Raw genomic sequence first — 14,619 nt, 5'->3', positions numbered from 1 at the left:
GGCGGGTATTGCGTCGGATATCGCCGCCGATATGCGGGAGCTTGAAAAGCCTCGGAATGTGGCGCCCCGCAGCCTGTCCGCGACCGAATGTCACGATAAAGCCCCCATTGCGGCTGAAAGCCGTATCTTAATGGCTGAGCTGCTGTTCTTGCGGCACAGGCGCAAAAAGTCCATCCTCGTCCCGACCGGTAGGGCCCGCTTCGCGTAGCCCAAATGGAGATTTTCGACGTGAAAATGTCGACCATGATCAAGTCCGTGGCCGTTGCCGCCACAGCGTTCGGGATCCTCATGTTGCCAGGCCTCCTGGCCGCGCAGGCCCCGACCAAGCCCGACACCTCGCGCACCTCGGCCTCCGGGAATTATCTCGCGGCCCGCCACGCGGTGCAGCAACGCGACGCTGCCGCCGCATCGGCTTATTTCCGCGCAGCGCTTAAGTCCGATCCGAAAAACCCGGATCTGCTGCAGCGCGCGTTCGGTTCGGCCCTCACCGAAGGCGACATGGATGAGACGTTCCGGCTTGCCGAGCGCATCTTGCAAATCAACAAGACCGATCGCGATGCGCGGCTCGTGCTCGGCGTTCGCGCCCTGAAGAACAAGCAGTGGCAGTCCGCCCGCACCAACCTCTCGCAATCGGTGCGCGGACCGGTTACCGACCTGACCGCGGCGCTGTTGATCGCCTGGGCGCAATATGGTGCGGGCGATTCGAAGGCCGCCATCGAGACCATCGACCGGCTGCAGGGACCGGACTGGTACGCGATTTTCAAGGATCAGCACGCGGGCCTCATTCTCGACATCGCCAACCGGAAAAAGGAAGCCGCGCGCCGCTTCGAGAAGCTGCATAAGCTCGACGGCACCAATCTGCGGGCGGTTGAAGCCTATGGCGGCTTCCTGTCCCGGCAGGGCAAGAAGGACGAGGCGCTGGAAGTCTATGAGACTTTCGAGAAGGCGCTGCCGCGTCATCCGCTGATCAATCATGCCCGAAAGCAGGTTGAGGCTGGTCAGAAACTGCCGCCGCTGGTCTCCAACCCGCAGGCCGGTGCCGCCGAAGCGCTTTACGGCATCGGCGCGGTGGTCGGCCGCCGCGGCGGTGAAGAACTCGGGCTCGCCTATCTTCAGCTCGCGCTGTATCTGGAGCCGCGGCACCCGCTGGCGCTGCTCTCGCTTGCCGACCTTTACGAGTCGATGAAGAAGCCGCAGCTCGCCATCGAGATGTACAAGCGCGTGCCCGCAGATTCGCCGCTGCACCGCAATTCGGAAATTCAGCTGGCGGCCAACCTCGACGCGCTCGAAAAAACCGAAGAGGCGAAGGAGCACCTGCGCAAGCTGATCGAGGAGAACCCGTCCGACATCGAGGCCATCATGATGCTCGGACATATCGAACGGTCCCGCAAGCAATACGCGGAATGCGCGAAAACCTACGGGCGGGTAATCGATCAGATCGACAATCCAACACGCGGCAACTGGAGCGTTTTCTATTCGCGCGGCATCTGCCATGAGCGCAATAAGAACTGGCCACTGGCAGAGGCCGACTTCAAGAAATCGCTGGAGCTCTATCCCGACCGTCCGGATGTGCTGAATTATCTCGGCTATTCCTGGATCGACCAGGGCGTGAACCTGGAAGAGGGCATGCGGATGATCCGGCGCGCCGTCGAACAGAAGCCGGACGACGGCTATATCGTCGACTCGCTCGGCTGGGCTTATTACCGGCTCGGCAATTACGAGGAGGCGGTCAAGCATCTGGAACGCGCGGTGGAAATCCGGCCCGAAGACCCGACCATCAACGACCATCTCGGGGACGCTTACTGGAAGGTGGGGCGTCAGCTTGAGGCGCATTTCCAGTGGTCGCATGCGGCCGCTCTAAAGCCCGAGCCCGAAGAGCTGGCCAAGATCCAGGAAAAGCTGAAAAACGGCCTGCCGGACGAAGGTCCGGGAGCGACCGCCGAGCAGAAGAGCAAAACCGGCAACGGCGGCTAAGCTCAACGTGACGACAGACGCTGCGGAGCGAAGCGCCTTCGCTCCGGCCAAAATCAATCTGACGCTGCGGATCGGCCGTAAGCGCGCAGACGGCTACCACGATCTCGAAAGTCTCGTCGTGTTTGCCGATACCGGCGACACGCTGCGGCTGGCTCCTGGCCCTTCGCTGGCACTGACGGTCGACGGACCCACAGCGGATCATGCCGGCCCCTCCAGCGACAATCTGGTTCTGCGCGCCGCCCGCGCGCTGCAAGCGCAGATCGGCGGCCTACGGATCGGCCATTTCCATCTGACCAAATCGACCCCGGTGGCGGCGGGTCTGGGCGGCGGATCCTCGGACGCGGCCGCCGCGCTCCGGCTGCTCGCGCAGCTCAACGCCCTGCCCCTGCACGACGCCCGGCTGACCGGCGTTGCGCGCGCGACCGGCGCCGATGTGCCGGTATGCCTCGATCCGAAACCGCGGCTGATGCGCGGCATCGGGGACATCCTTTCACCGCCACTCGACCTGCCCGCGCTTCCGGCCGTGCTGGTCAATGCCGGCGTACCGGTGCCGACCGGCGCCGTATTCGGTGCGCTCGCTGCAGCGCGCGCCGGACGAGCACCTGCATGCGATGACGATCCGGCCTCCCGATACGTCGAGGCCGGTGGCCTGCCGTCATTCGCATCGTTACTGGACGCGCTCGCTGCATCCTCGAACGATCTCGAGACCCCGGCGCTGTCCTTGTTTCCGGCAGTCGGCGAAACTCTTGACGCGATGCGCGCGCTTTCGGCGTGCCGCTTTGCGCGGATGAGCGGCTCGGGCGGGACGTGCTTTGGACTATTCGAGACCGCGGACGATGCGAAGCGCGCGGCCGTGGCGCTCCGGCACCATCATCCCGGCTGGTGGGTGCAAGCAACGACGCTCGGGGCGGCCCCCGCGTGGCGTTAAGTCAATAGGCGCGCGCGAGGCAGAACGCGACCGCCTCTTCCAGAGCCGCCTTCATCGGCGACGGCGGAAACAGCGCCAGCGCATCGTTCGCCATTGCGCCGTAATGCTGGGCGCGGCCGATGGTATCCTCCAGCGCGCGATGCTTGGTCATCAGCGCGATCGCGCGGTCAAGATCGGCATCGGTCGCCGCGCCTTGCTCGAGGCAGCGCGTCCAAAACGCGCGCTCCTCCTCGGTGCCGCGCCGGAACGACAGCACCACCGGCAGCGTGATCTTGCCCTCGCGGAAATCGTCGCCGACATTCTTGCCAAGTTTCGCGGACTTGCCACCGTAATCCAGCGCGTCGTCGACGAGCTGGAACGCGATGCCGAGATTCATCCCATAGGAGCGGCAGGCGGCAAGATCGGACTTGGCACGGCCGGCGAGCACGGGCCCGACCTCGCAGGCGGCAGCGAATAATTCGGCGGTCTTGCCGCGGATCACCGCGAGATATTCATCCTCGGTAGTTTGGGTGTTTTTTGCCGCGGCAAGCTGCATCACCTCGCCTTCGGCGATGACCGTCGCTGCCTGGGAAAGAATGTCGAGCGCACGCAGGTTGCCGACATCGACCATCATCCGGAACGCCTGGCCGAGCAGGAAATCGCCGACCAGGACGCTCGCTTCGTTACCCCAGAGCATGCGGGCCGCGAGCTTGCCGCGCCGCATCTCGCTTTCGTCAACCACGTCGTCATGCAGCAGCGTCGCAGTGTGCATGAACTCGACCGCCGCTGCGAGCTTGATGTGGCCGTCGCCCTCGTAGCCGGAGAGCTGCGCCATCGCCAGCGTCAGCATCGGCCGCAGCCGCTTGCCGCCCGAATTGATCAGGTGGTTCGCGACTTCCGGTATCATCGTGACCTCGGAGCCGGTGCGGGCCAGAATCGCCGCATTGACCCGCTCCATGTCCGGTGCGACCAGTTCCACCAAACGGTCGATCGAAGCCGATGGCTGCGATTCGAAGGGGATGACAACAGCCAATCGAGGCACTCCGGGGACAGACGGGAACACAATAGAAACGCTATGCTGGGCGAGCAAGTGCATGCGCCGCTTTGCCACGTAAGCTATTTGAAGCTGTTGCGGAAGCACACAAATTAAGGCGCGCCCGGCCCCGGAGGGCCGCAGCCGCCGGGTCGGAAAGGATCCTGCTCTTGCGAGAAATCGTCCGGACCAACGATGCCGTCCTGATCAGCGCGATCGAGGCGCTGTTCACGGGCGCCCATATACCCTACCTGGTCCTGGACCAGAATATGAGCATCCTTGAAGGCTCGATCGGCATGCTGCCGCGCCGCATTTTGGTGGAGGACGATTCCGAGCGGGCGGCGCGTCAGCTCCTGACCGATGCCGGGCTCGGCAAGGAGTTGCGTCCGCAAATTCCATGACCACGAATCCCGAGGCGACACTTGACGTCACAGACGACGCGATCCTGAACGGCCGGCTACGCCTGTATCAGCCGCGCCGCGGCCATCGCTTCGGCCACGATGCCATCTTGCTTGCGGCCGCGGTGCCCGCCGCGCGTGGGGACCGTGTCGCCGAATTCGGCGCGGGGGTTGGCGCGGCAGGACTCGCTTTGCTGGCACGGGTGCCTGAAATTGAAGTGACGCTGATCGAGATCGATCCCGGCCTCTCTGCGCTGGCCAGGCGCAATATCGACCGCAACAGCTTTTCTGGCCGGGCCAGGGCGGTGACACGGGACGTCACCGCGCCCGCGGAGGACGCTGCATATGATCGCGTCCTCATGAACCCGCCCTTCAACGAAGCGCCGCTGCAGCCCTCTCCCGATCCAAGACGGCGCACGGCACACGAAGCGACGCCTGACCTGCTCCAACGCTGGATTGGCGGCGCCCGAAGCGCCTTGCGCGACGGCGGCACCGTTACGCTGATCTGGCGCGCCGAGGGGCTCACGGACATTCTGGCTGCGCTCGCGGACGGTTTCGGCGCAGTATCGATTTTGCCGGTCTATCCGGCCCCCGGCCGCGCCGCGGTTCGCCTGATCGTCACTGCCGGAAAAGGCGCACGGGCGCCGCTTCGGATGCTCGCACCCCTCATCTTGAACGACGCGCTGGCGTGCCCTACTGCGGACGCCGAGGCGGTCCTGCGGCAAGGGGCGGGTCTTCCCTTGCGGGCGCCCTGATGCTTATCCCAGCCGCCGTCCGGATTCGGTCTGTTCCTGCACGGGCGAGGTCATGTGGGCAAATGCCGCAAGTGTTCCGAGCAGGAGCATCAACACATAGACTTTCATGGCTCTGCGTCCCTAAACACGGCCGGTCCGCGTTCACCCAAGACGGCCGCTCCCCTCGTCGGAATTCACATCGCGTTTCGGTTAACGTCCGGTAACCGGCAGGTTGCGATTAAAAGAAGTTGAGGATGAACATCGATGGCAGACATTTCCGGCGAACAAATCCGGTCCTTTCTCCAGTCCTTGATCCCGGCATGGTTGCGGCGTGACCTTCCGGTCGTCCCGGTGGTGCGGCTCGCCGGCGTGATCGGATTTTCCTCGCCGCTGCGGCCAGGCATCACGCTCGCCGGCGTCGCGAGGCTGCTCGACAGGGCCTTCTCGGTCCGCCGCGCCAAGGCGGTCGCAATCCTGATCAATTCTCCCGGCGGCTCGCCGGTCCAGTCGCATCTGGTCTACCGGCGCATTCGGCAGCTTGCCGAGGAAAAGAAGCTTCCGGTGCTGGTCTTCATCGAAGACGTTGGCGCGTCCGGCGGCTACATGGTGGCCTGCGCGGGCGACGAGATTTATTGCGATCCATTTTCGATCGTCGGATCGATCGGCGTCGTCGGCTCGACCTTCGGCTTTGACAAGGCGATGGAAAAGCTGGGCATCGACCGGCGTGTCTACACGGCGGGCGAGCGCAAGATGATCCTCGACCCGTTCCTGCCGGAAAACCCGGACGATGTCGCTCATATCAAGGCGATACAGAAGGACATTCACGCGGGCTTCATCGCGCTTGTGAAGGAGCGCCGCGGCGCGAAGCTTTCCGGCCCAGAATCGGCCCTTTTCTCCGGCGAATATTGGTCTGGCGAGCAATCGCAGCATCTGGGGCTGGTCGACGGTTTTGGTGAAATCCGCTCGTTTCTGCGCGCCCGGTTCGGCGAGAAGGTGATTATGCCGCTGATCGCCGACCGCGGATGGTTCGGCCGTCGTGTCCCTGGCGTTGGCGCGATAGGCGGACCTTTCGGCCAGGATTTCGCTGAAGACTTGCTCTCCGCGATGGAAAAGCGTGCGGTGTGGGGGCGTTATGGCTTTTAGGGCGTTTCGAGCGACGTGGAAGGTTCGCGTGAGGAAAACGCGTCAACGCAAGAAATCCAGATCCGGTGATCGTGAATGCGGTGGCTGATATGAGCGCGAAACTGATCTCGAATGTTCCTCGTCTGGTGCTGTGGGCCGCGGGCACAGTCGCGGCGTTTGCACTTGCACGCATTGTCCGCAACGAATTCGAGCGCGTGAATGCGGAGCTCGACGAGGCGCGCCTCACTCCTGTCACCGAACGGGCGCAGCACCCGACGCTGCGCCGCGACCCCCGCACCGGAATTTACACCCTGTGACGCACCCGCTCGGGCCGAGCGCCTAACCTCGCGGCGGTCCCCATGGTCCGCCGGGCGTAGGGCCCGGAACGGGAAGCGGATCGCTCCATGGTCCGCGTGGCGTTTCCGGTTCCGCACGATCCGAGATCTCCGACCCCGCATTGCCATCATCTGGCGGCGGCAACGCGGCAATCGGTCCGGGGTCACGGCCCCCGGCCATTTTCACCAGCGCCTCGACGCGGCTGTCGATGGAGGGGTGGGTCGCAAACAGATCCTCGAAGCCCGAACGCGGATTATCGACGCACATTTCCATCACCGCGGAGGTGACGCCTTGAAGCTCGCCGCGGTTCTCGATCTTGCGCAAAGCCATGATCATGGCGTCGGGATCCTTCGTCAGTTCGACGGCCCCGGCGTCGGCCAGAAATTCGCGCGAGCGCGACAGCGCGAAACGGATCACCAGCGACAGGAACCAGGCGACCGCAATCAGCACCACGGCAAGCAGAATGGCGAGGCCCGCGCCACCCCCGCCTTTGCGATCCCCGCCGCCGGAGGATCCGCCGCCCATGCGCATGCCGCCGCGGAACATGATGCGAAAGAAAATCTCGGCCGCGAACGAAATCACCCCGGCAATGATGACGGCGATGACCATCATCCGCACATCGCCGTTACGGATATGGGTCAGTTCGTGGGCGAGCACGGCTTCCAATTCGGCATCGCTCAGCCGGTTGACGAGGCCGCTGGTGACCGTAATCGAATATTGCTTCTGGTTGAGCCCGGATGCGAAGGCGTTCAGCGCCGGACTGTCCATGATCTTCAGCTTGGGCATCGGGATGCCACGCGAGATGCACAGGTTCTCCAGGAGATTGTAGATCCGCGGCTGTTCCCGGCGCGTCACCTCGTGGCCGCCGGTCAGAGCGTCGATCATGCGCTGGTGGAAGCGGTAGGCGATCAGGATCCAGAGTGCGGTGCCTGCGGTGACGAACGGCAGAGACCCGATCAGGTCGTTGAGGGCCCGGCCGACGATCAGGTCGAAGGACGCGCGGCTGTCGAGAAACGCCTCGGCCAGCAACGCGCCGGCGAAGGTCATCAGGTAGACGAGGAAGAACAGGCCGATCAGAAGCGCGATGGAGCGCCGGCGGTTACTCCTGATATGCGTGTAGAGGCCGTAGGCCGCCATGCGTCAACGCCCCGCCGCGGCGGCGCCGGACGCCGCCACTCCTGTCCGTGGCCCGGTCAGAACTTGACCTGCGGCGCCTGTTCGAGCGCCGGGCGAGACTCGCCGAGGTCGAAGAACTCCCGCTTGTGAAAGCCGAGCGAGCCCGCCACCAGCACCGCCGGGAAACTCTCGATCCCGGTGTTGAATTCCTGCACTGCGTTGTTGAAGAAGCGGCGCGCGGCCGCGATCTTGTTTTCGATATCCGCAAGCTCGGTCTGCAATTGCTGGAAGTTGGTGTTGGCCTTCAGATCCGGATAGGCTTCCGCGAGCGCGAAAAGCTGACGCAGCGCACCGGAGAGCACGTTTTCGGCCGCCCCTTGCGCAGCGGGCCCTTGCGCGGCCATGGCCGCGTTGCGCGCCTTGATGACGGCATCGAGAGTCTCGCGCTCATGCGTCGCATAGCCCTTCACCGTTTCAACCAGATTGGGGATGAGATCGTGGCGCTGCTTGAGCTGCACGTCGACGTCGGCAAAGGCCTGGTTGACGCGCTGACGCATCGCGACCAGGCCGTTGTAGATGGATATGCCCCAGAAGACGAGACCGGCAATTATCGCAAGAACGATCAATGACGAGGACATGCAATCTCCCTTGGCCACAAATCGGGGGCGCCCCAGCGTCGACCCCCATCCTATCAGTACCCGGAGGACACTGTGACGGCAACTGCGGAGGAACCATCCAGACCGGGCAGACGTTCACCCTTGTAAGCATCTGCATAGCGGATAAATCAGACAGGAGGGCATCTATGGCGTGGCGACGCTTCTTCGGACGTGAGGTGTTAACGCCGGTCGAGGCACGTCAGGGCTTTCTGGATCGCCCGGTTCTGGTTGTCTTGGTCACCAGCATGGCGCTGGTCACAGTGGTATTAGGCGTCCTGCTCTTTGGGTTCGGGTAAGTTCGCATCGTCCCGGCTGATGCCGAAGCAAGCCGTCCATTCCCGAACTCACGTAAAGTCCAGCACGACCTTGATATCGCCCGGCCTTTTTTCAAAGGCTTCGCGCCACCGATCGAGAGGAACACGCCGCGTGATGAGCCGTTCAAGAAACAGCTTGTCGGCCCGGGCCAACGCGTCAGCAGCCTGACGATAGTGCGACAAATTTGCATTGACCGCGCCCAAGACAACCTCGTTTCCAAGCACGAGCTTGCGGTTGAACCCGCCGATATCGAATTCTGACGTCAGGCCGGATGGCGTGACGCCAAGCAGACAGACGATGCCGGACGGCGCACAGCGCTTGATCGCTTCGACAATAATCGCTGGCGCGGCGGTGCATTCCAGAACCACATCGAATCGAAGGTCGCCCAGCGATCCGACGCTGGCATGATGATGCGCAGCGAGTTCGCCGATCAGCGCGGGCTTGGGGCCAGCGACGGTGCGTTCCAGAATATGGACATCGAGACCGCGCTGCCGCCCCATGAGCGCGGCGAGAAGACCGATGGGACCGGCTCCGGAAACGAGGAGATTGCGCGGGGACCATGCCTGCGAGCGAAGCGCGACGCGCTCGACATGGTCCCACGCCTTGGCGACGATGCTGGCCGGCTCCATCAGCACACCGGCGATCCCCAAGTCAGGATCGATCTTCACCGCAAATTCGGGCTCGATGCGAAAGCGCTCTGCACCAAACCCATGACGGCCGCGGATGCCCCGCTCGGTATAGCCGTCGTTGCGGCACATATCCCATTCGCCCGCGGCGCAGGCGGGACATGGTACCGGATCCGGACGACGCACGATTCCGACCACCACATCGCCCGGTGAGAAGCCGCACCCGCTGGGCGCGGTCTCAACCACGCCCAGCGATTCATGGCCAAGCACCAGATGTTGCGAATGTTGCGGTGCCGAGCCGTGCAACCCCTCAAGAATTTCATGATCAGTACCACAAATGCCGAGGGCCAACGTGCGCACGAGGATCGACCCGTCCGACAGCGGCGGCTCATCAATCTCTTCGAGGCGCACCGAATCCGGAACGCCGGGAAGCAGCGTCACGGCTCGCATGATCATCGCAACCCGCTCACCGGCAGCACCAAGGCACATCGCCGGTTCATGATGGTCTCTCGCTTCATTCCAGGCCTCTCGATCCTGCGAGACAATTCCGCCGCCAGTCCGGCGGTTTCGAGCATCGGGTTTCCATAACGCGGCATCGTTACGGAACCGACCGGAACCTGCGGCGTTTGCTCGCAGACGTCTTCATGCATGCCCGCCACACCGGCGGGTTCGGAGAGCGTGTCGCGCGCACGCCATTTCTGCAATATCGGAGATTGAATCATGACGCTCGGCACTATCCTCATCATCATTCTTATTCTTGTCCTGATCGGTGCGATCCCGAACTGGGGCTACAGCCGCAACTGGGGCTACGGACCGTCGGGTATCGTCGGCGTGGTTCTTGTTGTCGTACTGGTTCTTCTGCTCATGGGCCGAATCTAGCGGCCGGCTGATCGCCGACGAAGGGCCGGGCGACGCACCGGCCCTTTTCTTTCCGCGTCGGGTTATATCCGCTCTTGGCGGCTAGGAACGAGACCTTGGCGGCAAATCGCAGAGTTGCGGTCTTCAGGAGTCACAACGCACGCCGATATGCGCCAGGTCAGGCTGAGTCACGGGACTGAAAGCAGGTTCGCAGCCGACTGGCAGGCGTTTGGTTTCGTTCATATCCGGCTTCTGATCATCGTCGGCGGTCACGTCGCGAACGGGATCGATGGTGCGGGGTGTTGCCGGTGCGGGCTTGAGAGCGCTTTCCAGCTTTCCGATGGCCGGAATCTTTGTGGCGATCGTAACCGCCTGCGCCGCCACCTGAATCCGAATCGTGGAGGTCTCAGCCTCCACTCGCGCAACTGGCAGGCGATCGGACTTCCCGGTTGTCGATTGAGAAACACGGACGTCGCCCTGCCCGGCAACGGGAACGATAAAAGCCGCCGCACCGGCGAGCGCAATACCGCCGGCGGCGCAAGCGATCTTGCGCACCATGATCTGCAAACTCCAAATCGTCGCGAAAAGCTGAGCTTGAATTCGCTCGTCAACGTTCGTCAGGCGCGCCCGTTCCCCGCATCGTCTGCATTTGGGACATCGGGATTTCAACGCGGCAGGTGAGCCCGTCTGCGGCAAAATCGAGCCCGACGCGCGCATCCAGCGCCCGTGACAGGTTTTGCTCGATGACCATCGAGCCAAAGCCCCGCCGGTTCGGCTGTTCCACGCTGGGGCCGCCGCTCTCCTTCCACAGGAATTCGATGCCCCGGCCGGCAGGCAGTGATTGCCAGCTAATGTCCACGCGGCCGCGCGCGCGGGAGAGCGCGCCATGCTTTCCGGCATTGGCTGCGAGCTCGTGCAGCGCGAGCCCGAGGCTCTGCGCGGCTTCCGGCTTCAACCGGACATCGGGGCCCGCGATCGAGATCTGCGCGGGCTCGCGGTCCAGATATTGCGCCAGCTGCGATTGCACGAGTTCCTGGAGCGAGACACCGTGCCAGCTTTCTTGCACCAGAAGGTCGTGGGACCGCGCGAGCGCCTGAACGCGGGCGCTGAAGCGCTCCAGAAAGGTTTGTATATCATCGGTATGCCGCGCGGTCTGACGCGCCATGGCCTGAATCACGGCAAGCAGATTCTTCGAGCGATGCGTCAGCTCCCGCATCAGAAGCCGTAGATGCACCTCGCCTGCCTTTTGCTCGGTCACATCAACAGCGGCGCCGGTGAGGCCGATCAGGCTTCCCGACACATCGCGCATCGGCTCGATATGAAAGTCGTACCACCGCGTGCCGTTGGCGGTCTGAAAACTGAGTTCGGCGTCGCGCGGCTCGCCTTTCTGCAAAACCTCGCGCTTGAGCGCGACGATGGCTGAGGCTTTTGTGGCCGGCAGCACCTCCTCGTCCGTCTTTCCATGCAATGTTTCGGGCTCGCATCCGAAAATAGGCTTGCTGACCGAGGTATAGCGAAGCGCGATATCCTGTGTGAAAACCGCAACATTCGAGCCGCGCAAGGCGAACTCGTAGCGCTGCGCCGCGGTCGCCAGATCTTCCGTCAGCCGCCGCTGTTCGCTTTCCAGAGAGCGGATCCGGCTGATATCGACAGCCGTGCAAAGCACACCTTCGGTCGTGCCGTCTGTGGCCTTCACCGGCTCGACATGCAGTGCAAACAGAGCCCGCCGCTCCGGTGTGATGAAGGACACCTCGCAATCCTCGGCGCAGCCGGTTTCAATGACGCGCCGTTTCAGTTCGACGACCGACTGCTGTTCGGGCGAGGACCACAGCTCGTCGTCGGTGCGGCCGAGCATCCGCTGCACAGCCTCGTCGGAGCGGGGTCCGGCAATCCAAGTGTAGCGCAGATCGCGGTCCTGCGCGAAAGCATGGATGCTCGCGCCACGGAGTGCGCGCTCAAAGCGCGAGGCCAACTCCTCGCATTCGCGGTTGGCGCGCTCAGCCTCTTCGCGCGCCTCGTTCAGCTCGGCGCGTGTCCGCTCATGCAAGGCGCGTTCGCGCTCCAGCATGTCCGCAATATCGCCTTCACGCCGCTCTAGGGCTTCGGATGTCGCATCGGATGTCGCGGAAGCGCCGCTGCCGGGCATTTCGTTATCGCGCGCTTGCCCCCTCGTTTTCTTCACCACATTCTCACTCGCATTCCGACGCCCATTCCGATGCTTGGCCAAGGCACGGCAAAGCGTTTCCGACCGGCCCTGAAGCTGCACCGGCACAATCTGAAATGTAATGTTACTGCCGATTGCGTTGTCTGCTAACGCGCGAGAACCGGCACTGTTTCCGGGACTTAACGCCGGTAGCCGGGATTTTCAGCCGAAATTGCACGGTTATGCACCGCGATCACGCGATGGTGTGGAACCAATGCAGCGCTCGCACATTGGACGATGAGCCGGCCGTCATCCCCTCCCCCTCGTGCTCGGTCGGCTGGTTTCAGGCGTGGCCCGCATCGTTGCAGGCCACGCCTTTTTTTGAGAGCGAGCGCGGCTCGGAACTCAGTCGGGGCCGCGGCGTTGGAACAAAATATTGAAACACCGACCGGAGTTCATGACATGGCCCGCATGCAGGATGGCGAGACCAAGCCGAGACGCAAGGTGTCGAAACGTCGTCCGAAAAGTGCGGCCAAACGCATGAACGAGGCTGTGGGCGGTGACATTGCCGCCATGCGCGACGAAGTCGCAAGCATGATCGCATCGCTCGACGAACGGATCGAGCGGCTGAACCGCCTGACCAAACAGGGCGCGACTCACGCGGCGCAGGGCGCCAACGACATCGTGCTGGATGCGCTGTCCAGTCTGACGGGGCGGATCACGCAGACCGCCGAGGCCGGCGTGGCGGCGGCGAGTGACGACGTCGCCACATTCGGCTCGCAGGCCATCAACCGCTTTGTGCGAGAAATCGACAAGCGTCCCTTGCTGACGCTCGCCATCGCTGCGGGCATTGGCTTCATCGCAGGACTTGCCCGGCGGCCGGAGTAGCCGCCGATGACGCTGTCCACCATCGTATCCGACGCATTGCGGCGCCCGGTAGCCGCGATCCGTCGCTATGCCATCTCGCTGGCGATCGCCATTGCCGCAGTGATCGCGGCCGTCGTCTACGCTGCTTCCGCCCTCGTGATCGCGCTGGAAGGCGCCGTCGGTCCGATCTGGGCGCGCGTCGCACTGGCTGTCTTTCTCGTCGCCGTGGCCGTTGCGGCCTATTTTGCGCCGCGACTTTTCGCGCGCGAAGCACCGCCGTCCGCTCCGGAAAGCGACCTCGAAGCCCTGTCGCGCGACCAGCGCATCGCGCTGGTTTTCGAGGCCCTTATGCTCGGTTTCTCGATGGGCTCAAAGAAGTCCACTGAAAGCGCGGATAGCCAGAAAAACGGTTAGCCCTAGCGGCAATTCCGTCGGCCGAAGCGCACCATCAACAACCGAAAAAGGCGGCCGGACGATCCTGCCGCCTTTTCTTTCGCCAGATGGGATATAGCGTTTTCCAGCGAAGTGGGCACCGCTTCGCTGGAAGAAAACGCGTCACTCCGAAGTCAGCTCGCACGCCGTTCGCGTCGCCTGGCATTGCGCTCGAAGAACAATGCCTGGCTGATGACGGCCGAGACGGTGGCCGGCTGGAACGGCTTGGCGATCAAGAAGGCCGGTTCGGGGCGTTCGCCGGTGAGGAAGCGTTCGGGATAGGCGGTGATGAAAATCACCGGCACCTCAAATGATCTCAGCAATTCATTGACGGCATCGAGCCCCGAGCTCCCATCGGCGAGCTGGATATCGGCAAGAATCAGACCAGGCCGCTTGGCCTTGGCCAGCGTGACGGCCTCCGAATGCGTGCGTGCAACCCCGAGCACTTTGTGGCCGAGACTCTCCACCAGCCCTTCCAGGTCCATGGCGATAAAGGGCTCGTCCTCGATGATCATCACGTCCGTTGCGATTTCCGCGGCAAGCTCGCGGCCGGATTCCTCCACCAGCTGACGCAGGGTCGGAATGTCCACATCGAGGATGGCGGCAGCATCAGCCTCCGAAAATCCCTCGAGCGCAACCAGAAGGAACGCCTGGCGCGGCCGCGGGGTTAGCTGGCTCAAGCGCTGCTCAGCCGGCAGCGCGGCACTGTCGGGAGTTTCCTTGGCGTTTACGACGACTGAATTCCAGATCTTGCTGAACAGGCGGTACAGAGCAACGCGGGGGGAGGACGCATCGTCAAGGACCGAGGTGTCTTCGATCAGTGCCTCCAAAGCCGCCGCCACATAGGCGTCGCCGGAGGACTGGTTGCCGGTCAAGGCGCGCGCATAGCGACGCAGAAACGGCAGATAAGGAGCAATAGCTTGCGAAGCGGACACGTAATCCCTCCCGTTGGGCCTGAATGGTCGCGGCCCCAACGCCTTTTAGCAAAAAAAGTTCCCGGGCGCGGAACCTTCTGGCGAATCGGGCATTTGGCTCTGGAGTGGGGACCGGTCGAAACCGGACCGGCGAGGATTAAATGAGCACCAGAAAGCCAGGCACGTCT

Annotated in this window: 16 protein-coding genes; 9 read left to right on the top strand and 7 right to left on the bottom strand. The window is 63.4% G+C overall.

Annotated features, from left to right (window positions below):
* Positions 1–234 precede the first annotated feature (234 nt).
* Both ACK41X_RS05345 and ACK41X_RS05340 read left to right on the top strand, forming a co-directional pair.
* A complete protein-coding gene (locus ACK41X_RS05345) occupies positions 235–1,974 on the top strand; it encodes a tetratricopeptide repeat protein (RefSeq protein ID WP_409720082.1) in 1,740 nt (579 codons plus the stop codon).
* A gap of 7 nt (positions 1,975–1,981) precedes the next feature.
* Positions 1,982–2,902, top strand: coding sequence for a 4-(cytidine 5'-diphospho)-2-C-methyl-D-erythritol kinase (locus ACK41X_RS05340; protein ID WP_409720020.1), 921 nt, complete (start codon positions 1,982–1,984; stop codon positions 2,900–2,902).
* Position 2,903: 1 nt separating this feature from the next.
* Here the strand turns inward: ACK41X_RS05340 and ACK41X_RS05335 are convergent, their stop codons facing one another.
* Positions 2,904–3,914, bottom strand: coding sequence for a polyprenyl synthetase family protein (locus ACK41X_RS05335; protein ID WP_409720018.1), 1,011 nt, complete (start codon positions 3,912–3,914; stop codon positions 2,904–2,906).
* A 170-nt stretch (positions 3,915–4,084) separates the two neighbouring features.
* Here ACK41X_RS05335 and ACK41X_RS05330 point away from each other — a divergent pair, with 170 nt between their 5' ends.
* The 4 genes from ACK41X_RS05330 (at position 4,085) to ACK41X_RS05315 (ending at position 6,485) form a co-directional block, all read left to right on the top strand.
* Complete coding sequence (locus ACK41X_RS05330; protein ID WP_409720016.1) at positions 4,085–4,315, top strand: DUF2007 domain-containing protein; 231 nt, start codon at positions 4,085–4,087, stop codon at positions 4,313–4,315.
* Positions 4,312–5,067, top strand: coding sequence for a tRNA1(Val) (adenine(37)-N6)-methyltransferase (locus ACK41X_RS05325; protein ID WP_409720014.1), 756 nt, complete (start codon positions 4,312–4,314; stop codon positions 5,065–5,067). Before ACK41X_RS05330 ends, ACK41X_RS05325 begins: the two co-directional genes overlap by 4 nt.
* A gap of 243 nt (positions 5,068–5,310) precedes the next feature.
* On the top strand, positions 5,311–6,189 hold the full coding sequence (locus tag ACK41X_RS05320; RefSeq protein ID WP_409720012.1) for a S49 family peptidase: 879 nt from the start codon (positions 5,311–5,313) through the stop codon (positions 6,187–6,189).
* An 89-nt stretch (positions 6,190–6,278) separates the two neighbouring features.
* A complete protein-coding gene (locus ACK41X_RS05315) occupies positions 6,279–6,485 on the top strand; it encodes a hypothetical protein (protein WP_409720010.1) in 207 nt (68 codons plus the stop codon).
* Between the two features lie 22 nt (positions 6,486–6,507).
* Here ACK41X_RS05315 and ACK41X_RS05310 read toward each other — a convergent pair whose 3' ends face one another.
* The 3 genes from ACK41X_RS05310 to ACK41X_RS05300 all read right to left on the bottom strand — a co-directional run bounded on the left by ACK41X_RS05310 (position 6,508) and on the right by ACK41X_RS05300 (position 9,658).
* Complete coding sequence (locus tag ACK41X_RS05310) at positions 6,508–7,641, bottom strand: M48 family metallopeptidase (protein ID WP_409720008.1); 1,134 nt, start codon at positions 7,639–7,641, stop codon at positions 6,508–6,510.
* Positions 7,642–7,697: 56 nt separating this feature from the next.
* Positions 7,698–8,258: a LemA family protein gene (locus ACK41X_RS05305; protein ID WP_409720007.1), complete on the bottom strand. Its 561-nt coding sequence runs from the start codon at positions 8,256–8,258 to the stop codon at positions 7,698–7,700.
* Positions 8,259–8,620: 362 nt separating this feature from the next.
* A complete protein-coding gene (locus ACK41X_RS05300) occupies positions 8,621–9,658 on the bottom strand; it encodes a glucose 1-dehydrogenase (protein WP_409720006.1) in 1,038 nt (345 codons plus the stop codon).
* Positions 9,659–9,937: 279 nt separating this feature from the next.
* Here ACK41X_RS05300 and ACK41X_RS05295 point away from each other — a divergent pair, with 279 nt between their 5' ends.
* A complete protein-coding gene (locus ACK41X_RS05295; protein ID WP_409720005.1) occupies positions 9,938–10,096 on the top strand; it encodes a DUF3309 family protein in 159 nt (52 codons plus the stop codon).
* Positions 10,097–10,219: 123 nt separating this feature from the next.
* On the opposite strand, the gene ACK41X_RS05290 is transcribed toward ACK41X_RS05295, so the two are convergent.
* Together ACK41X_RS05290 and ACK41X_RS05285 are read right to left on the bottom strand one after the other, a co-directional pair.
* On the bottom strand, positions 10,220–10,633 hold the full coding sequence (locus ACK41X_RS05290; protein WP_409720004.1) for a hypothetical protein: 414 nt from the start codon (positions 10,631–10,633) through the stop codon (positions 10,220–10,222).
* 49 nt (positions 10,634–10,682) lie between these two features.
* Entirely contained in the window at positions 10,683–12,257 is a 1,575-nt protein-coding gene (locus tag ACK41X_RS05285; RefSeq protein ID WP_409720002.1) for an HWE histidine kinase domain-containing protein, read from the bottom strand.
* Positions 12,258–12,680: 423 nt separating this feature from the next.
* On the opposite strand from ACK41X_RS05285, the gene ACK41X_RS05280 reads away from it, so the two are divergent.
* Positions 12,681–13,106, top strand: a complete 426-nt coding sequence (locus tag ACK41X_RS05280) for a hypothetical protein (protein ID WP_409720000.1) — start codon at positions 12,681–12,683, stop codon at positions 13,104–13,106.
* Positions 13,107–13,112: 6 nt separating this feature from the next.
* Positions 13,113–13,499 carry a hypothetical protein gene (locus ACK41X_RS05275; protein WP_409719998.1) on the top strand — a complete coding sequence of 129 codons (387 nt, stop codon included), beginning with the start codon at positions 13,113–13,115 and terminating at the stop codon, positions 13,497–13,499.
* A 152-nt stretch (positions 13,500–13,651) separates the two neighbouring features.
* Here ACK41X_RS05275 and ACK41X_RS05270 read toward each other — a convergent pair whose 3' ends face one another.
* Positions 13,652–14,452, bottom strand: coding sequence for a response regulator (locus ACK41X_RS05270; protein ID WP_409719996.1), 801 nt, complete (start codon positions 14,450–14,452; stop codon positions 13,652–13,654).
* Positions 14,453–14,619 lie beyond the last annotated feature (167 nt).

Source organism: Pseudorhodoplanes sp., assembly GCF_046289595.1.
Classification (GTDB): domain Bacteria; phylum Pseudomonadota; class Alphaproteobacteria; order Rhizobiales; family Xanthobacteraceae; genus Pseudorhodoplanes.
This window is presented reverse-complemented; position numbering and strand designations above follow the sequence as displayed.